The following is a 19238-nucleotide window of genomic DNA, read 5'->3' as shown; positions in this document are numbered from 1 at the left end:
CTGATCAATCAGGCACCTTTTTTAATAAATAAACCGGGTTCGCTACCCGTCCACCCGTTCGTTAATAAGCTGTGTCGGTTCCTTAGCCGACAGGCGCTCGCGAAGTTCGGTAACCGGCTTTTCAAAAAACTTGTAGAGCAACGTTGACAAGACCAGTACCAGTGCCCAAAATACCCCCACTTTTACCCAGCCTATCGTAAGCGATGTAGTAGGTATACGATCAACCAGCGTCGACATGATTGGCGTTAGGTTGAGCAGGTACATGGAGTAAGAGATCAGGCTGATATGTGTAATGGCGCGGGCAACACCAAACGTTACCCAACTTACCGGAGCGGTTCGCCAGCCATCCATATAAGGCATCAGCAACGCCATACTCAGGCCAATAACGGGAAAGTAGACGGTACGCTTATAGAAAGTATATGCCGGGAACAGGCCAACATCATTGTAAAACGTCAGAATAACGATAGAGGACGTGAAAGCAGCCAGTACCGTAAGGCATAAACCCACAACCAGTAACCGGGTACGCAGCGAATGATTTTGCCAGCTATTGGGAAAATAATGCTTAACGTAAGCAGCCAGCACCCCGTATGAAATGGCATCCAGGCGGGTCATCACAATGCCCCGATACCCTAGTTCCCCCTCCGACATCGGAATCTGAAGAGCCGATATAAGCCGGTACAGGTTTGTACCGATAATAATAAGGAGAATTGTTATCAGAACGATTCGCTGCCGTGACCAATGTCCGATCAGCAGACGATGCATTCCCCAAAGCACCAATGGCAGCGTTATGTACGACCACTCTTCAATGGCCAGGCTCCAGGTTTCGGGGAAAAAGTCAGGTATGTAGCTGGCAAAGTTTTGTACGAACAGGTAGTACCTTACCAGTATTCCGGTATCGGGAAGGGCATTGGGCAAGCCACTTCGCCACGCCCTCACGAGTGCTAACAAGATGATTCCGGTCAGGACCAGGTAGTAGTTTGGCAGCGTACGAAACCACCGGCGAGTCCAGAAATTCAGCAGCAACTGCCGGTCGAAGGTTTGTTTCTTTTCGTAAGATCGAATCAGAATCCCGCCGATCAAAAAACCACTAAGCACAAAAAAAAGCTCGACACCATCGGGCAACAGGTGGTGCCAGAATGCTCCGCTATAATATTCTTTAAGGGCAATGGTTGCATGCGCATCCACAACAATCAGGATGGCAACGGCCCGCATAATATCTAACCCGAATACGCGCTTCGCTGTCGCTGTATCGAGCGAAAATAGATTTCTCAGCATAATTCACTACGAAGGTACTAGAGAATTACGAATGATAACCGGGCTGGCGAATCAGTGATGAATGATTTAACGAAACATCCCGAACTTTACCGACTTTCGCGGCATTAATCTTCATTATTTATCATTCATCTTCCCATATGACTCCTGAATTTGGCCTAAACGCTAGCCATAGTTACTCCTTTCGGTTTTCGCAGGCTGATGTAGCCGACTTCGCCCGCGTTACAGGCGATAACAATCCGCTTCACCTTGATGCCGATTTTGCGGCACAGACCCCGTTTAAACGCCCCATTATCCACGGCATGCTGGGGGCGAGTGTATTCACAAAAGTGTTGGGCACCGAGTTCCCGGGCTATGGTTCTGTTTACCTGGGCCAAACGCTGGAGTTTTTAAGGCCTATGTTCGTTGACACGGACTATGAAGCTACGTTTACGGTCCAGGCCATTGATTCGGCCAGGCACACGGCGCAAATCCTTGGCGAGATTAGGGACAAGCAAACCGGAAAAGTTACTACAAAGGGAATAGCTACCCTGATGCACCGCGAGAAAATTCTGTAATGTATTTGACTATTTGAGACGCGAAGGGTCGCGTCTCTACGCAAAGACTCCCCCACCTGGTGCATTTGCCAAGTGGGGGAGTCTTTTTTAGGGGTCCGAAAAGACCTGTTACTTACGCTGCACCGTTCTTCGCATTCTGAACTTCAGAACGAATCTCCTGTGCTAACGTCTTCAAATCTTGCATTCCTTTACGAACGCGAGTTCCGGCAGCCTGGTTATTTTTTTCGTAAAATTTCTCGAAATCACTTTCAAGCGACATAACCAAATTCTTTACTTCATCGAAGCGTGCCATAGCGATTTGTATGGGTTTAAGTGTATGAAAAATGCCCAAATTCCGCTAAAAACGCGGTTTTCGACGGAAATTTAGTCATTCTCTCATACAGCGCAATAGGCAAGACAAAAAAATAGCCAAAAAATGCAACTTTTCTGTAAAAAGCCTACTCAGCGGCTGCTTCGGCCGATACTTCTATCGTTTCTGAAGCAATATCGGTGGTTTTTTGCCGGTAGTCGCCATTTGCCAGCTTTTCAGCTACAGCCGAGAATGCTTCGAGGGTAATTTGTACGTCTTCGAGGGTGTGAGCAGCCGTTGGAATGATCCGCAGCATAACGATCTCTTTGGGCACAACAGGATACACCACAATGGAGCAGAAGATACCCAGGTTTTCGCGAAGGTCGCGGATGAGAGCGGTCACTTCGGGAATACCGCCCGTCAGGTTTTGCAGCAGCACGGGTGTTACCGGCGACTGCGTATCGCCGATGTCAAAGCCGCGTTCTTTCAGACCATTTTGCAGTGCCCGAACGTTTTCCCAGAGTTTATCCCGGAACTCGGACGAGTTCCGAATCATATCAAGTCGCTTCAGGCCACCCACCACATAGGGCATTGGCAAGGCTTTGGCGTACGTCTGCGACCGCATGTTGTACTTAAGGTACATGATGATGTCGTGATCACCCGCAATGAACGCGCCAATAGCGGCCATCGACTTGGCAAACGTGGAGAAATACAGGTCGATACCATCCTGGCAACCGAGCATTTCGCCAACACCGGCACCGGTGGCACCCATCGTACCGAAACCGTGGGCGTCGTCGACCAACAGCCGGAATTCATATTTCTCTTTCAGGGCAACAATTTTATCCAGGCTGCCTACTTTACCCGACATCCCAAAAACGCCTTCGGTAATAACCAGAATGCTGCCGTTTTTCTCGGCGGCTTTCTTTGTCGCCCGCTGGAGGTTCTTCTCCAGACTTTCCATGTCGTTATGGTTGAATTTATAGTATTCACCCATCTTCGCTTTGTGCAGACGGATACCGTCAATCAAACAGGCATGGCACTCGGCATCATAAACGATTACATCGCGGTGGTCAACGACAGCTTCAATGGCCGACATTACCCCCTGATACCCGTAGTTGAGCAGGAAGGAATCTTCTTTACCGACAAACTCGGCCAGTTCTTTTTCGAACTGCTCATGCAGGTCGCTGTTTCCCGACATCATCCGGGCGCCCATTGGATACGCCAATCCCCATTGGGCCGATGCCTCAGCATCCGCCTTCCGGATTTCGGGGTGATTACCCAAACCCAGGTAATTATTCAGGCTCCAGTTCAGGACCTCTTTACCACGAAACCGCATGTGGGGACCAAGCTCGCCTTCAAGTTTTGGAAATGCGAAATAATGGTGGCCATTGAACTCCCGTGCCGGCGAACCGATTGGGCCTAGGTTGTTACGTAGTTTCTCAAATAAATCCACTTATTGCTATTGTTTATCAGGGCAAACCCCGGTTTTTTACAGAGTAAGTGCAAAAATACGGTTAACTTTCGGTCGCACAAACTCGCGCCAGTAAAATTCAATTCGATAATCATTTTGTCACAAAATCGTATTATTGGTTATCCGTTGTTAAAAAGGCGGCCAGTGTCCTGAAATGCCATAAACCGTCAGGCTATCGGCGCTGAATCGACCAGATTATTTATCCTGAACATTACCAAGTAGTAACGTGCCAACTATTCAAAAAATCCTTATCGCCAATCGGGGCGAAATCGCTTTGCGGATCATGCGGACTGCCCGCGAAATGGGCATCAAGACAGTCGCTATTTACTCCGAAGCCGACCGAAATGCCCTCCACGTTCGCTACGCCGATGAAGCAGTATGTGTAGGACCGGCTCCTTCCTCCGAATCTTATTTAAAAACCGATGTCATTATTGATGTTTGTAAACGACTGAACGTCGATGCAATTCATCCAGGCTACGGTTTTCTGTCCGAAAATGCTGGTTTTGCCCGTTCTGTTCGCGAGGCCGGGTTAATTTTCATTGGCCCCTCGCCCGAGAGTATCGAGGTGATGGGCAGTAAACTGGCTGCTAAAGCCGCCGTTGCCCAGTATAATATCCCGATGGTTCCCGGTACGCCATCGGCCATCACCGACCGCACCGAAGCCAAAGCCATCTCGGCAACGATTGGCTACCCGATCCTGATCAAAGCCAGTGCGGGCGGGGGCGGTAAAGGGATGCGCGTAGTAGAAAGCGAAGGCGATTTCGATGAGCAGATGGACCGCGCCGTGAGTGAAGCCATTTCGGCCTTTGGCGATGGGTCGGTATTCATCGAGAAGTACGTCACCTCGCCCCGGCATGTCGAGATTCAGGTATTGGGCGATCAGCACGGCAACATCATCCACTTGTTCGAGCGCGAATGCTCCGTACAGCGTCGGCATCAGAAAGTAGTTGAAGAAGCCCCCTCGGCCATCCTTACGCCCGAAATCCGCGAGGCCATGGGCCGGGCCGCCGTCGATGTTGCCCGTGCGTGCGGGTATTATGGTGCGGGAACCGTCGAATTCATCGTCAACGATGCCCTTGACTTCTATTTTCTGGAGATGAATACCCGCCTTCAGGTGGAGCACCCCGTTACGGAGCAGATTACAGGCGTCGACCTGGTGAAGCAGATGATCTACATCGCCGAAGGCAAACCGATCACCATCCGGCAGGAGGATTTACAGATAAAGGGTCATGCCGTTGAAGTGCGGGTTTATGCCGAAGACCCCGCCAACAACTTCCTGCCCGACGTGGGTACCCTCGATACGTACATCCGGCCGCAGGGCAATGGCGTTCGGGTCGACGATGGTTTCGAACAGGGCATGGCCATTCCCATTTATTATGACCCGATGATTGCCAAACTCATCACCTACGGCGATACGCGGGAAGAAGCCATCCAGAAAATGATCCGGGCCATCGACGAGTACCAGATTTCGGGCGTACAAACGACGCTGCCGTTCTGCCGCTTTGTGATGAAGCACGACGCATTCCGCTCCGGCCAGTTCGATACGGGCTTTGTCAGCAAGTACTTCACGCCCGACAAACTAACCCCCGCCCCCGACGCCACAGAAAGTACATTAGCCGCTGTGCTAGCCGCCTGGCTGATGGAGAACAGTAAGCCTAAAAGCACTGGAACTGTGGTTGCCACGGCCTCAAGAAGTAAGTGGAAAGCGAATAGGCTGGCTTGATTGTACTCGTTGGCTAAGGGTTATAGTCGTTGGGCATAATCACAGACTATACCCAACGACTATAACCTCCCTCCTTGCGTCGAAATAACAAAAAATCAAACCGGCTCAATATGTACCAGCACGTCGTAAACGGCGGGTCTGGCTTCCAGAATGGCCGCTTTCACGGCGTGGGCAATGTCGTGTCCCTGGCTAACGGTCAGGTTGCCGGGGACACGCACATGGAGATCGACGAAGTATTCGAAACCCGTTTTTCGAACCCGAAACTTATCAATGCCTTTCACCTCCGGCACAGTCATGGCCAGCGTTTGCAGCTCCTGTTGCCAGTCGCCTTCGGGCGTTTCGTCCATGATTTCGCCGAACGACGGGCGGAAGATGTGGTAGGCGTTATAAACGATGAAGCCCGACGCCAGCAGGGCAGCCCAGTCGTCGGCGCTTTCGTACCCCGGCCCGCCAATCAGGGCAATACTAATCCCGATAAAGGCCGTTAACGACGTAATGGCGTCACTTCGGTGGTGCCAGGCATCGGCTTTAACGGCGCTGCTCTCGGTTTCCTGTCCTACCTGTGCCACACGCCGGAAGAGGACTTCTTTCACAATGACAACGCCCGCCAGCACTGCCAGCGTAAACGGAGCCGGAGTTTTATGCGGGACGCGTATATTTTCAATACTCTGCATCGCAATCAAAATAGCCGCCCCCACCAGCGCAAAAGCCACGACGATAGCCGCCAATGGCTCGGCTTTACCGTGGCCATAGGGGTGGTTTTGGTCGGGGGCGCGGGCCGCCGTTCGCAGGCCTACCCATACAAAAATAGACGTCACTATATCGGTGGCAGATTCCATGGCATCGGCAATAAGTGCGTATGAGTTTCCCAGCCAACCGGCGGTTCCTTTTACCAATACCAACCCGATATTAACGGCAATACCCACTAGGGTCGACTTTTGTCCCCGCTCTGCCTGATGGGGCTTCAGTTGCTCTTCCATTCGATTTCTTAACGTGTAGCCTGGACGGCCACGTCCGGGTTAAAAATAGGCTTTACATACACCCGGACGTGGCCGTCCAGACTACAGGCTTCTTTGTCAACCGACTGTTTTGGCGCGTTCGGCACTGATAAAACAAGCCCCTTGCCGGACTATGGACAAAGGGTTTATTGTAGATGGTAACATAACTTCTGCCCGATGGTTTTGCCTAAGCCGTCGTGAGTCCTTCCCTTTAGATGCAGTAAAACGGCGTACCCTCTATCTACCTGATAAGGAGTACGCCGTTTTACTGCATCTAAAGGTCTATCAACCTACACGAGTTTACTGAAAATCCAGAATAACGCGCCCGTCAATCTGACCCGCTTTCAGGTCGGCAAGCACCTGATTTATATTCTCAAGTTTATCCGTCCGGTAGTGTACATGTACTTTCCCATCCGCAGCGAAGGCCAGACTTTCGGTCAAATCCTGCCGGGTACCCACAATGGAGCCGCGAATGGTTTTCCGGTTCAGGGTTACGTCGAAAATATTCACGTCGAAATCGCCCGGTGGTAAACCTACCAGCGCAAGCGTTCCCTTCCGGCGCAGCATGTCGACGCCCTGCGCGAATGCCGTTCGGGAAACAGCCGTCACCAGCACACCATGCGCCCCCCCGATTTGGGCTTGAACAATAGCTGCGGGGTCTTCGGTGGCTGCGTTTATGGTCAGGTCGGCACCGACTTCTTTCGCCAGGGCTAGTTTTTCGGGGCTGATGTCGACGGCAACCACGTGCATACCCATCGCTTTGGCGTATTGAACGGCCAGGTGTCCCAGCCCGCCAATGCCCGAAATGACCACCCATTCGCCGGGTTTTACTTCGGTTTCTTTTAGCCCTTTATACACCGTAACACCGGCGCAGAGAATGGGCGCAGCATCCACGAAAGACAATCCATCGGGAATATGCCCCACGTAATCGGGGTCTGCCACTACGTATTCGGCATAACTTCCCTGCACCGAGTAGCCCGTATTTTGCTGATTGTGGCAAAGTGTTTCCCAGCCGGAATAACAATATTCACAGTGTCCGCAGGCTGAGTAGAGCCAGGGAACACCAACACGGTCGCCTTCGTGGATGTGGGTTACACCCGCGCCCACTGCCACAACGGTACCTACACCTTCATGACCGGGGATGAGCGGAAGTGTGGCTTTTACGGGCCAGTCGCCGTCTATAGCATGTAAATCGGTATGACAAACGCCACAGGCGGCTACTTTAACCAATATTTGGCCGGGGCCAATGGTGGGCACCGGAATTGTTTCGAGTTGTAATGGCTGGCCATATCCATGCAGAACAGCCGCTTTCATTGTTGATGGAATCATAGTTTTGCTGACACATTGTAAATGATGATGTTACAAACGTACATTCGTACCCGTCGACAATAGCTGACACCGATCAGCTAATGAGCCAATTTGAATCATACTGCGCTAATCACGAACTCGTCATTTTTACCATAACACGTCCGGAACGCCTAAGATAAAACTCTTTGCACGCCTGGACATTAACCCCACAGAAATGCTTGTAACCCTCACACTTAACCCAGCCGTCGATATCAGTATGACGACGGACCGGCTGATTCCCGAACAGAAGATCCATTGCTCTCAGCCCCGCTACGATGCCGGTGGTGGCGGCATCAATGTATCTAAAGCCATTCATCGGCTGGGTGGCGAGTCGCTGGCCGTGTTTACCTCCGGTGGGTCATCGGGACTCCGGCTTCAGGAGTTAGTCGAAAAGGAAGGTATCCATTACGAGATTATTGGCATTGACGGCCTCACGCGGGAGTGCTTCGTCGTCACCGAAACCATTCCCAATCAACAGTTTCGATTTGGAACGCCCGGCCCGACACTCAGTTCCGCCGAAGCCGATGCCTGTCTGTCGCATTTGCAAACGCTGGCCGAACCCATCGACTACCTGGTAGCCAGCGGCAGTTTACCACCGGGCTTACCCGTCGATTTCTATGCCCGGATTGCCCGCATCGCCAAAGAGCGCGGTATCCGGCTGGTGCTCGATGCGGCCGGAGAATCCTTACGGATGGCCCTTGCCGAAGGTGTTTTCCTGATCAAGCCTAATGTGGGTGAGCTGGCTCGTCTGGTTGGTGTCGAACGGCTCGAAACCGACCAGATTGCGAAAGCCGCCGATACGCTCATTCAGGCGGGCAGCTGCGAAATTGTGGTGGTGTCGCTGGGGCCATTGGGTGCCATGCTCATCACCCGCAACGGGCAGGAGTTGGTACAGGCTCCGCCGGTAAAGAAAATCAGTACCGTGGGCGCGGGCGACAGTCTGGTTGGCGGCATGGTTTACGCCCTTTCGCAGGGTATGTCGTACTCCGATATGATTCGGCTGGGAGTAGCCTGCGGAACAGCCGCCACCATGAACCCCGGTACCCAACTCTTTCAAAAAGCCGACGTTGACCGCCTACTAAGCTGGATCAATCAGCAACAGAAATTTGTAATCGTCTGATCGTTTTTGCTGTTTTCTGCACCCGACAGCATCCTGCTGTTGAGCCGTCAGGCTAAAAAAAACAGCTAACCACAGAGCCACAAAGCGCACAGAGTAGTTTATGTTGAAACCTCTGTGCGCTTTGTGGCTCTGTAGTTAGCTGTTTTTATTTGAGTTTAAAACGTTGGCTGGAGAACCATGTACTGGCGAATGTCAGATTTAAACGTTCGGAAGTCGGCGTGAAAGCTATCCATTTCCTGACGCAGGTACTGATGATTCAAGCGCGTATCGGCATCCAGCACACGGTCGACCCGAACACCGGCCGCCACCTGTTCATCAATTTCCTTAATCTCGTCAAGCAACCGTTTCGCTAACCGACGAAAATGGTGTAACTGGCTCACTTCCCCTTTCCAGGTATCCGAGTCGGTCACCCGGGCGTCCAGACCTTCGCTTAATGTTCCCAGCAACTTCTCCCAGAAATCAACTTCCTGGAGAGCCAGTTCCAATTCATTTCGCCAGATACGCTGCAACAAATGCACGTCTGTAAGCTGGCGGTATTTTTCTGCTTTCATGGGGAGATCGGTTAAAGGTAGGTTGCAAATGGCAGGTTATCGAGTTCAGGCATTTCCGCCGTAGCTGTCTTCTTAGGTTCGGCATCGTAGAGCGTCAGCAGGGGAACGCGCGGATGATAGGCCACCGAACGCGTAACACTGTTGTTCCGTAGCACATCGAAAAACCCTTTGTGATGGGGCAACAACACCAGCAGATCGACCGTGTGGGCATCCAGATAGGCATTAATGCCATGCAACACGTTATTGTCATGAATGACGTATGAATCCGTCGAAACCGAGTCGAACGCCTGTTCTACATACTGCCTTGTCAAATCAGTGGCTCCGGCTGTACCGGATTTATCGATGGTCAGCAGCGTAAGCTGAGCCCCTTTTCGGTTGGCAATGTCAGCGAGAATTCCGAACGACTCCGCATCGTTGACCGACCGATAGTCGGTGGACAACACAATCCGTTCGAGCGGGCGGATGGGGAATGTAGCCGGTACCACCAGCACGTTCGTTGTTGCGGTTCGGGTGATGGCCGTGGCAACGCTGCCCAGCAATTCACTCCGGCCGGAACCCGTGGCCCCTACTACCACCAAGTCGAAATGTTCCTGGTGCAGCATAACATCCACCGAGGCCTCCGGACTACCCGGTACGACTACGGTTCGGTACGTATGATAGGCTGGTTCCGGCTGTTGGGTCACTTCATGCCGAAGGGCAATTAAGGACTTCTCGGCCTGCTCCCGCTCTTCCACAATTAGAAAAGCGCCGGTAAATCCCACTTCCGGTTCAAGCGGAAAGGCATTCAGCAGACAGAAGTCCGCTGCGGTATCGGCAAATAAAGTCTGCGTATACGCAATAGCGTGCCGTGAAGCCACTGAAAAATCAGTCAATAATAAGATCTTATACATAGATGTAGGTAGTAAGTGGGAGGTTCGAAGGCTTGCTTTATGTTACAATGATTTGTTGTTCGTCCTGGTACTGCTGTTGTCCGTCGGTCCAGTGTAACATGGCTCGCCAGACACCCTTGGCCAGCTGGGCAGTGGATACAACTTTCCGGGGCCGGTTGCTGGCAGCGATCGGCACCCGAACATCTTCGCCCGTTGCCGGAGCAACAAAAGTTACATCTCCTTTTTTAAAGGACATCGGCAGCACGAAAGCCAGTAGATGGGAGGTCGGTTCAAATGTCATGGCCTTATTGAAATTAAAAAGAACAGGGCAAATGTGGCCGATGAAAATGACTTGCTACCTGACAGCCATCAGGTATAAAATTGATAGTATTCAAACTAAAAACTGAACCCGGTCAATTGCGAACCAGACGAACAAGTACACCTTTGCTGCACTGATTACACTCTCACAATCTGCTACTTATGAGCCGTTTTCTGAGTATCCTTCTACTGCTCTCATTCACTGTCTGCTCCGTAAAAGCCCAACCCGCAGCCGACTGGTCCCGGCTTCGTCAGTATGCGGCTTCCATTGGGGTAGACAGCCTGTGCAACACGCCCGACCCAGCCTGCCTGAAACGGTATTTTAAAGAAATCATTTATGGCCGAGTACCTCGCCATATGGGCTACCAGGGTGTTACGGAGTCGATGGATACACTGCGGCTGAACCGGCTTACGCGCTTGTTTCTGGCCGGAGACGACTGGTGTCCATTGCTGGATTCGCTCGAATCGCCGGACCGAAGCTACCGGCAGTTGAAAGAGTATTGTATGCGCTGCCTGATCGATGATTACATGGCCGATTCCCTTACGCTCGGACAGGTGCAGGAAACGCTCAACACCTACCGATGGATCAACCGATTTCGTACCAGCAAACGTATTGTTGTCAACATACCGTCGGCTATGCTCCGGGTTATCGACCGGCAGGGGAAAACGCTACTCACCAGCCGGGTTGTGGTCGGTAAAGCCGATACGCCAACGCCCTTGTTCACCGCCTTTATTCCCAGCCTGGTTATGTACCCGTACTGGAATGTCCCCCGTTCCATTATGGCCAGGGAAATGCTGCCCAGGATTCAAAAAAATCCAACACTGGTACTAACCTTTCTGAATCTGGAAGTTATTGATACCAAAGGGCAGGTGGTAGACCCCAAAACAGTAAACTGGTCAGTACCGGCATCAGCGATTTACAACGGTTCGTTCCCCTACCGACTGCGGCAGTTGACCGGTTGCGCCAATGCCCTAGGCATACTGAAGTTCAATGTAAACAGTCCCTATGACGTTTACCTCCACGACACCAATGCCCGACACGCTTTTGCCAGCGAAAACCGGCAGTTGAGCCACGGTTGCATTCGGGTTGAGAAACCGGCCGAACTGGCTAACCTGCTGCTGGGCTATACCCGTTTCAAAGCGGACTATCTGACAAGCTGTCCTAAAAATGCCAGACCTAAAACGGTTTCTCTGCCCGCATCGGTACCCGTTATTACAACCTATAATGTGCTGGATATTGACGAAGCGGGCGCTATTCAGGTGTATCCCAACGTGTACAGAAAATGGCACCCGGTGCTTTGAGTGGTTATTGGTTACTGTTGGTAGAATACCTATTAACTGATAACTTAATAACCAGTAACTATTAACCAACCACTAACCAACAACTAAAAAGCCTGTAGCGAAATCGCTGCAGGCTTTTTTTTCAATTCCCCATCTCCAGTTAGTACACGGCTATCATGACACTAACCCTATTGACTCGCTAAACTCTAATTATTTCCCTTAACAAAAATAGGTAGTACCGCCCTGATGGCTTATGCTGTTAATCAGCCTCTTCGGTGATTATAATCACTGTGAATCACAGCGAAAAAGTCGATACTAAAAAAGTCAACTCGTATGGTTGGTCGTAAAGCTAGGGACACGTCCAGGTTTCTATGTACCGATCGGGGCCACCCCGCTGCCAGCTGAACACAAGTGTGGTAGCGGACAACTCATCTAACCGATACTCCGCTGCGTATCCGGGAGCATACTGAAGTACGGGCATTGCCAGCGTCGTTTCAGTAGACGACCAGCTACCGAGCACCTGTTTGTTGTTTCCGTTCCCGCATCGACTTTGGTCTTCAACCAGATTGTGGTCGGTTTGGAAAATGAGCCGGTAACAATCCTGGTTCGGGAAGTTGAGAGTAGAACTGGTAAATTTTCGATTCACTACTTTCCAACCCGCCGTACAACCGGTCAGTAATGACTCTGTATTCGTTAATGGTCTGTGATCTGTACACGACCAGGGCAACGTGGCCAGTAAGACAAGCGGTAAGTAGACCCGGAATCCAGCTAGTTTCATTGTTTTTATCGGTTTGATTGGTGGTTGGTGATGGTTAGTAGTTATTGGTTACTGGTTATTGGTTATTCGCTGCCAGTAACCAATAACTAATAACCTTACAATCCAGATTTCACCTCGCTTCGACCTGTTTTGGTAAGAATACGAATTCGATACACCACGTTAGAGCCGGGTTGTTCCGAGTCCGTTTCTCCAGCCAGGAGCTCTTTAACGGGCGCTATTCGCCCCGGACCCAGCCGTTGTTCGGCATATAGCCGTTCATCGCCCTCCAACTCTTCATAAACACCCTGTACAACCACACTACGCCAGGAAGAAGGGCCAGTGATATCGTCGACCTCGAAACAGACGGCTGGGTTTTTGCGCAGTAAACGGGTTTTCGTTCCTTCGTAGGTATGTCCATAAATAGCCTGTCCGTCATACAGATAGCTAACCGGCACTACCAGCACCTGCCCATCGGCAGCGCAGCCAATACGACCAAAAAACTGTGTACTCAGCAAATGGTCCGTCACTTCGGGCGAAAGGTCACGTAACATAGTGAACATCAGGTTTATGTGAGGTACCAAAGCTACGAATGGCCGTGCTGCCAATCCCGAAGGTACATCAGTTGGTAACTTGATTTTCCTCAACTGACGTCAATCAGGTAAGCAACTGGCGGCACTCATGTAACGGGCAAAACAAGACGTGTTCTTTTGTGGGGTCATCTAAACAACAGCTGCATGAAAACGATCCTTGTCCCAACAGACCTTAGCCCCATGACCGATATAGCCCTGTCTGTTGCGGTTAATCTGGCCCGAACCAACGGGGGCGAAATTATACTCCTGCATTCAGTAATCTACCCAATGCCGGTGCCTACTCCCGTTTACGCCGAAGCGTTGACTGTTGTTACCGAAAATACCCTGTCTACCTACCGGCTACTGGAAGAGGACGCCCGCGAAATACTCGAACAACTCGCAACAAATCCGGCTTACGCGGGCGTTACCATTACCCCAACGCTGATTACGAATGGACAGCCATTGGTTGATAACGTCACCACCCGACCGGCCGATCTGATTGTGATGAGTTCGAAGGGCGCGGATGGCCTGGAAGAGTGGCTGATTGGCTCCAACGCCGAAGTCATTGTTCGCTATGCGCACTGCCCGGTCTTGGTAGTGAAGCACGCCACTCCTCATTTCCAGCCCCAAAACATCGTTTGCGCCATTGATCTTGACGACCGGCTGAAATCAATTTACCACTTTCCTTTTCAGATGGGCGAAAATGGGCTACACCAGTTCCTCTACGTGATGACGCCCTCCGACAACCGCGACCCCGAAGGCGTACGTGAGTGGGTCGATGAATTTGCCGATGCAAAAGGGATTACAGCGTTCGAATTTGTTATTCATCACGCCAAAACCGTACCGCAGGGCGTCATCGACTATGCCAACGACGTTGAAGCCGACCTGATTGTTCTTTTTACGCACGGGCATAAAGGCTTCCTCCATCTACTGACTGGCAGCGTAGCCGAAGATGTGCTGAATCATACGCAGATACCCGTGCTGGTTATGCGGGCCGGGTAATAGCGGCCGGGTACCTGGCCTGTGGTGGCGGAATTGAGAAGCCGGGCGACACAGGCCAGTCACCCGACTTTCTGTTAATCAGGTTAACACATCGATGCTTTGGTGATGGACGCCGTCTGCTGGTTGTCAAAAAAACTGAATTGATTGATCAGGCTCAAGGCAATCTGGCGCAGCGCATCTTCGGTAAGAAAGCCCTGGTGAGCCGTTAACAGTACCTTCGGGTGTTGGCGAAGGCGGTTCAGAACATCATCGACTATGTGTTTATTCGAACAATCATAGTGAAAATAATTACGTTCCCGTTCGTATACATCGGCCGCATAGCCAGCCAGTTTTCCGGTATCCAGCGCATCCAGCACGGCGCTGGTATCAACCAGACCCCCACGCCCGGTATTAACCAGTATGACACTTTGCTTCATTAACGAGAGGGTCTGCTCGTTTATCATGTGCTGAGTAGCGGAGTTTAAGGGGCAGTGCAGCGAAACGACATCGGCCCGTTGCAGGAGTTCCGGCAGCGACAGGTAGGTTACCCCAATTTCCGTTAGTCTACGGTCAACGCAGACATCGTAAGCGAGCACTTTACAGCCGAAGCCCAGCATAATCCGGATAAACGCTTTACCGATATGCCCCGTCCCAACTACTCCAACCGTTTTGCCGTGGAGGTCATACCCCACCAATCCATCGATGGCGAAGTTACCAGCCTGTACCCGCTGATGAGCTTGGGGCAGATGCCGCAACATACCCATTAGCAGAGCAACCGTCTGCTCCGCAATCGAATAAGGAGAATAGCTGCTGTGCAGCAGTGTCATACCCAGATCGGCAATTGCCTGTGTGTCTGCGTTATCTGTACCCATACACCGCATCCCCACTACGCCTATACCCATCCCTTTCAGTAATGTAAGTACGGGGCGACTCAGGTCGTCATTGACGAAAACGCAAACCGCATTATGTCCCTGAGCCAAATGAACCGTTTTGGTCGTCAGCCTCTCAGGAATATACGTAATCCGGTGATGAGCGCTGTACTGATCGAACCAGGCCTGCTCAAAGGAGAGCGTACTAAAAAAGGCAATATTCATAAGGAGAGAGGTATAAAGCTTAACACCTCAAAATTGTCACTGAAATAAATTTTCAGTCATGATGCGACTCAGGGATTAGCATGACTTTAGACATATCTTTCCCGGAATAATGCTGATGCAGGTTTGCTACTCTCCGCCAGCTATGTTCCTGACAACAAAACAAAAAGGCCGCAACTGCGGCCTGAAAGAAGACATTAAAAAACGCATATTACCTGTTGCTGGTACAGGCCGAGACGGCACATAGATTTACGAGCAGCGAACCCGTAGAAAATCCTAAACAGCTAAACCGTTACCAGCGCAGGGGCCAGGTTGATAGCCAGAGGCAGGGTTTGTAAAGTAGGTTGATTCAATATGGACGACAGGGTAGGATTGGTCACCAGCGACCAGTCTTCGACCAGCCAGTAGTCATACCGCCGAATGAGCAGGTGCATACTGATCGCCAGTTCCGGATTAGCCAGGAGTGTTTCGGCCACCACACTGCCAGGATCAGTGGCGCTAAGCAGATCCGACCAGTTTTTTAGCCGGTTACTCGCTTCCGACTTAGCAGCTTGCAGGCTCTTTTTGTCTAACGATTGTCCCTCATCAATATCGTAGGGCAGTACAACGGTTAAACGAATAGGTTGGTGTGAATGAGCGGAAAGCCAGTTACGTACGGTAAGCGCAGAGTCAACAGAGCAGTCGGTGACAAAAAGGGCTGTTTTCATGAACCAGACAGGTTTCTTTTACGGTGGCACATTGAGTCGGTTACAACTGACGACCAACACATTTACACCATAAAATTAGCCCGCCCTTCTGCCGATGCAGATGAGCGGGCTTAGCCCAAAACCTGATTATTGTCATACGGTCGATTTTGTCATGCAGCGATCCGGCAAACCGGCCGTTTACCAGTTAGCCCGGCGTAGTTTTTCGGCTTGCAGCACCCGAATACCCGTTGGTGCAATCACTTCAATAAGACCATCCTGCCGAAACTCGCTCAGGGTACGAATCAGGGATTCGGTAGCGGTACCAACTATTGCCGCCAGATCGTCGCGCGAGAGTTGGATGATCTCCCCATTTTGCTGATTATGCAGCCGCAAGAGCGTATCCGCCACTCGACGCCGAAGCGAATTGTATGCCATACCCACCAGTTGCTCCTCCCGCTCGGCTACCCGACCAGCCAGCAGCTGGATAAAATGCTGACTTACTTCCGGATTAGCCAGCAGCAACTGCTGAAAATCTTCCACCGGAATGTAATACAGCTCCGAGTCTTCCATGGTTACTGCCGATTCGGTATACCGGCGGCTGTCGAAGAGAGGCAGGTAGCCAAAAAAATCGCCGGGGGTGTAGATTTCCATGATCAGCTCTTTGCCGTCGGTATTGATGCGAACCGCTTTTACCCGACCCGATTTAAGAAAATACAAGCGATTGGCTTCGTCCCCTTCCGAGTAAATGTATTGCTTCTTCCGCACCGCATGAACCTTGCGGTCGGCTGCCAGGCTTTGCAGATTTCCTACTCTGCGGGCATCGTCCATAAACTGATCGAGGCCGTCGTGTACCAGGTCATAATCTGGCCTGAGGTGCGCAAATCGGTTTAGTCGCCCTTCAATGGCACTGAGCAGTTCCGACTCATCGAACGGTTTGGTCAGGTAATCGTCGGCACCCAGCTCCATGCCTTTTCGCAGGTCATTGCGTTCCGTTTTGGCCGTCAGGAAGATGAACGGCACCCCCGACAGCTGGGGGTTTTTATTAAAAATATGCAGTACACCATAGCCGTCGAGTACGGGCATCATGATGTCGCAGATAACCAGATCGGGCTTCTTGGCGAGGGCTTTTTCAACACCGAGCTTACCGTTTTCAGCGGTATCGACGGTGTAGCCCGTTAGTTCAAGGATTTCGGCGGTATTCTCGCGGATAGCGTCATTATCCTCGATCAACAAGATAGTTTTCATACGGAAGGTTTAAGGTGAGGGTTGTTCCTTTGTTGAGTTCACTGGTTAGCGCAATAGTGCCCCCCATTAAGTCTACGTAGCGGCCTACGATGTGGAGCCCCAGACCGGTACCCGCAATGTTGGTCACGTTTCTGGCCCGGAAGAATCGTTCGAACAGGTGCTCCTGGTCTTCTTTCGCGATACCTAACCCCTGGTCTTCAACAACCAGGTGTAAGTTAGTACCCGAACAGGTAGCCCGTACATACACAACCGAATCAGGCCCTGAATATTTTACGGCATTACTCAGTAGATTGACCAGAATTTTGCGAAGCATCGACGGATCGAGCCAAATCGTATGTGTACAGTCGAGCTGGCTTCGAATTTGCTGGCCGGGTTTCAGCCCCGATCGCATATCGGTAATGGTTTCGTCCACCAGTTTTGCCAGATTGATTTCGGCGGGGTGCGTTTCCACTTTTCCCTCTTCAAGTTTGCCGACAGACAAGAATTCCTCCAGAATATCGTTGAGGTGGTTTACCGACGCCCGAATGCGCATCAGGTGTTTCTCCCGCTTATCCTGCTGCTCGCTCGTGGTGTATTTTTCGATTAACGTGGCCGACGTCAGCACGGCGGTCAGGGGGGTACGAAACTCATGGGAGGCCATCGCCACAAAACGGGACTTCAGTTCGCCCAGCTCCCGCTCTACGGTCAATGCCCTGGCCAGTTCATCTTTGGACTGCTCCAGCTGATCGAGCGTATTCATGAGCGCATGCGTCCGGTCGACCACTTTTTGTTCCAGATCGGAATTGAGCCGTTCAATATCATCGCGGTGAGTTAGTAACTGCTGCTCGGCTTCTTTCTTGAACGTACTGTCGATAATATACGCAACAGCGTACAGCTCATCTTCGAGCCGGAAATAGCTTAAACTAACTTCAACCGGAAAGACGGACCCGTCTTTCCGTTGTGCGTTGAGATCCCGGTTATGCCCCATCGCACGCACCTGTGGGCTCTCATTAAACGACTGCCGGAGTTTCTGGTGGTAATGGCTTATACGCGTTGGCACCAGTTGCTCGATGGCCAGCGTCATCATTTCGACGTTAGTGTATCCAAACAACTGATTGGCCAGCTGATTAGCTGACACAATAGCCCCCTGCTTATCGCAAACAATTATACCGATGGTAGCACTGGAAAAAATGGCTTCGTACCGCCGAACGCTGTGCTCCAGTTCACGTTCAGCCTGGTGCAGCCGGGCCTGGTCGATGAGCCTGACAATAGCAAACGGGTTGTCGTTATTAGTGAACGAATAAATGATAAGCCGCCCCCAGAATGATCGTCCATCCTGCCGACCCGTTTGAATGACTTCCTCATAAGGATCTGATTCCCGAATTTTTCGGATCAGTTCCGTCCGATCTTCGTTTGCAAGCGGCTGAATCCGAAGAGACCGGGACCGAACCGGGTCAGCCAGCATGACGGCCTCCGATTCAAATCCAAGCATGCGTGCGCCAGCCTGGTTTATTCGAATAAATCGTTCTTCGTTAAGGTCGTAGATGCCGATAAATTCATCGCTCTTCTCGAAAAGCAAATTCGTTAACGTACTTGAGTATAGCTCTGTCAACATACAGACGTAATCTTTCAGCATATGACGAAAGATTTCTACGCCAAATTACAGTAATCTTTCAGAAAACGGTCAATAATCATTGAGTCGGCTAACGAATGTCAGCTCATCTGCGGGGATAATCGACCAATTTTACATCACGAACAACGATTATTTTTTGTCTTACAGCATCCGGCAGGCCGCACAACTATGAAACGCGACGACCCAACTCCGATCCTTATTCCTGCCCGATCGGCAGTTTTATTATTCTTTATTCCTTCGGAAAGAGCCGACCGCCAGAAGCGTGCCTCTTATATTACCCTGGCCGACTCACTGCAAAATCTGCTCGGGGAGGCTGTGCGTATTCTGAAGATTGATGAATTGTCTCATCCCGAAGTTGTGCAGAGTTTTGGCATCACCCAAACACCCTCTTTTGTACTGGTGCGTCAGGGCACAGAGATATGGCGGCAAGTCGGTCTGGTTTCCGACAAAGGCATGGTTTCTGCCGTAGCCAAACACCTGATGATGGATTGATTTGGTGGA

20 protein-coding genes are annotated in these 19238 nt (G+C 51.2%); 6 read left to right on the top strand and 14 right to left on the bottom strand.

Annotated features, from left to right (window positions below; translation table 11 throughout):
* Positions 1-42 precede the first annotated feature (42 nt).
* A complete protein-coding gene (locus CRO74_RS20845; RefSeq protein WP_097128483.1) occupies positions 43-1275 on the bottom strand; it encodes an acyltransferase family protein in 1233 nt (410 codons plus the stop codon).
* A gap of 137 nt (positions 1276-1412) precedes the next feature.
* Here CRO74_RS20845 and CRO74_RS20840 point away from each other — a divergent pair, with 137 nt between their 5' ends.
* Positions 1413-1829 carry a MaoC family dehydratase gene (locus CRO74_RS20840; RefSeq protein ID WP_097128481.1) on the top strand — a complete coding sequence of 139 codons (417 nt, stop codon included), beginning with the start codon at positions 1413-1415 and terminating at the stop codon, positions 1827-1829.
* Positions 1830-1941: 112 nt separating this feature from the next.
* Here CRO74_RS20840 and CRO74_RS20835 read toward each other — a convergent pair whose 3' ends face one another.
* Both CRO74_RS20835 and CRO74_RS20830 read right to left on the bottom strand, forming a co-directional pair.
* Positions 1942-2121, bottom strand: a complete 180-nt coding sequence (locus CRO74_RS20835; RefSeq protein ID WP_097128479.1) for a BF3379 family histone-like protein — start codon at positions 2119-2121, stop codon at positions 1942-1944.
* Between the two features lie 145 nt (positions 2122-2266).
* Positions 2267-3571, bottom strand: coding sequence for an aminotransferase class I/II-fold pyridoxal phosphate-dependent enzyme (locus CRO74_RS20830; RefSeq protein WP_097128477.1), 1305 nt, complete (start codon positions 3569-3571; stop codon positions 2267-2269).
* Between the two features lie 244 nt (positions 3572-3815).
* Between CRO74_RS20830 and accC the strand changes: the two genes are divergently transcribed.
* Entirely contained in the window at positions 3816-5312 is a 1497-nt protein-coding gene (accC, locus tag CRO74_RS20825) for an acetyl-CoA carboxylase biotin carboxylase subunit (protein ID WP_097128475.1), read from the top strand.
* 95 nt (positions 5313-5407) lie between these two features.
* On the opposite strand, the gene CRO74_RS20820 is transcribed toward accC, so the two are convergent.
* Both CRO74_RS20820 and adhP read right to left on the bottom strand, forming a co-directional pair.
* Positions 5408-6292 carry a cation diffusion facilitator family transporter gene (locus CRO74_RS20820; protein WP_097128474.1) on the bottom strand — a complete coding sequence of 295 codons (885 nt, stop codon included), beginning with the start codon at positions 6290-6292 and terminating at the stop codon, positions 5408-5410.
* 318 nt (positions 6293-6610) lie between these two features.
* Positions 6611-7639: an alcohol dehydrogenase AdhP gene (gene adhP, locus CRO74_RS20815; protein WP_218840232.1), complete on the bottom strand. Its 1029-nt coding sequence runs from the start codon at positions 7637-7639 to the stop codon at positions 6611-6613.
* Positions 7640-7832: 193 nt separating this feature from the next.
* Here adhP and CRO74_RS20810 point away from each other — a divergent pair, with 193 nt between their 5' ends.
* Entirely contained in the window at positions 7833-8777 is a 945-nt protein-coding gene (locus CRO74_RS20810) for a 1-phosphofructokinase family hexose kinase (protein WP_097128473.1), read from the top strand.
* A 155-nt stretch (positions 8778-8932) separates the two neighbouring features.
* Here CRO74_RS20810 and CRO74_RS20805 read toward each other — a convergent pair whose 3' ends face one another.
* The 3 genes from CRO74_RS20805 to CRO74_RS20795 are packed head-to-tail and all read right to left on the bottom strand — an operon-like array spanning position 8933 to position 10498.
* Positions 8933-9328 (bottom strand): hypothetical protein, encoded by a 396-nt coding sequence (locus tag CRO74_RS20805; protein WP_097128471.1) that lies wholly within the window; start codon positions 9326-9328, stop codon positions 8933-8935.
* Between the two features lie 11 nt (positions 9329-9339).
* Positions 9340-10218 carry a universal stress protein gene (locus CRO74_RS20800; RefSeq protein ID WP_097128470.1) on the bottom strand — a complete coding sequence of 293 codons (879 nt, stop codon included), beginning with the start codon at positions 10216-10218 and terminating at the stop codon, positions 9340-9342.
* Positions 10219-10255: 37 nt separating this feature from the next.
* Positions 10256-10498 carry a hypothetical protein gene (locus CRO74_RS20795; protein WP_097128468.1) on the bottom strand — a complete coding sequence of 81 codons (243 nt, stop codon included), beginning with the start codon at positions 10496-10498 and terminating at the stop codon, positions 10256-10258.
* A 179-nt stretch (positions 10499-10677) separates the two neighbouring features.
* Between CRO74_RS20795 and CRO74_RS20790 the strand changes: the two genes are divergently transcribed.
* Positions 10678-11817, top strand: coding sequence for a L,D-transpeptidase family protein (locus CRO74_RS20790; protein ID WP_097128466.1), 1140 nt, complete (start codon positions 10678-10680; stop codon positions 11815-11817).
* Positions 11818-12145: 328 nt separating this feature from the next.
* Here the strand turns inward: CRO74_RS20790 and CRO74_RS20785 are convergent, their stop codons facing one another.
* Positions 12146-12574 (bottom strand): hypothetical protein, encoded by a 429-nt coding sequence (locus CRO74_RS20785; RefSeq protein WP_097128464.1) that lies wholly within the window; start codon positions 12572-12574, stop codon positions 12146-12148.
* 95 nt (positions 12575-12669) lie between these two features.
* On the bottom strand, positions 12670-13104 hold the full coding sequence (locus CRO74_RS20780; protein ID WP_097128462.1) for a pyridoxamine 5'-phosphate oxidase family protein: 435 nt from the start codon (positions 13102-13104) through the stop codon (positions 12670-12672).
* Between the two features lie 183 nt (positions 13105-13287).
* On the opposite strand from CRO74_RS20780, the gene CRO74_RS20775 reads away from it, so the two are divergent.
* Entirely contained in the window at positions 13288-14124 is an 837-nt protein-coding gene (locus tag CRO74_RS20775; RefSeq protein WP_097128460.1) for a universal stress protein, read from the top strand.
* A gap of 83 nt (positions 14125-14207) precedes the next feature.
* On the opposite strand, the gene CRO74_RS20770 is transcribed toward CRO74_RS20775, so the two are convergent.
* The 4 genes from CRO74_RS20770 to CRO74_RS20755 form a co-directional block, all read right to left on the bottom strand.
* The gene (locus CRO74_RS20770) at positions 14208-15197 is read right to left on the bottom strand and encodes a 2-hydroxyacid dehydrogenase (RefSeq protein ID WP_097128459.1); all 990 of its coding nucleotides are present in this window, start codon (positions 15195-15197) and stop codon (positions 14208-14210) included.
* Between the two features lie 281 nt (positions 15198-15478).
* Positions 15479-15901, bottom strand: coding sequence for a hypothetical protein (locus CRO74_RS20765; protein WP_097128457.1), 423 nt, complete (start codon positions 15899-15901; stop codon positions 15479-15481).
* Between the two features lie 177 nt (positions 15902-16078).
* Complete coding sequence (locus tag CRO74_RS20760) at positions 16079-17125, bottom strand: response regulator (RefSeq protein ID WP_097128455.1); 1047 nt, start codon at positions 17123-17125, stop codon at positions 16079-16081.
* Positions 17097-18719 (bottom strand): sensor histidine kinase, encoded by a 1623-nt coding sequence (locus CRO74_RS20755; protein WP_097128723.1) that lies wholly within the window; start codon positions 18717-18719, stop codon positions 17097-17099. Before CRO74_RS20755 ends, CRO74_RS20760 begins: the two co-directional genes overlap by 29 nt.
* A gap of 186 nt (positions 18720-18905) precedes the next feature.
* Here CRO74_RS20755 and CRO74_RS20750 point away from each other — a divergent pair, with 186 nt between their 5' ends.
* Positions 18906-19229 (top strand): thioredoxin family protein, encoded by a 324-nt coding sequence (locus CRO74_RS20750; protein ID WP_097128454.1) that lies wholly within the window; start codon positions 18906-18908, stop codon positions 19227-19229.
* The last annotated feature ends 9 nt before the right edge of the window (positions 19230-19238 follow it).

Origin of the sequence: Spirosoma fluviale (genome assembly GCF_900230225.1) — a bacterium.
GTDB classification, from domain to species: Bacteria; Bacteroidota; Bacteroidia; order Cytophagales; family Spirosomataceae; genus Spirosoma; species Spirosoma fluviale.
Note: the sequence above shows the minus strand (reverse complement) of the source record. Positions and strands in the feature narration are given on the sequence as shown.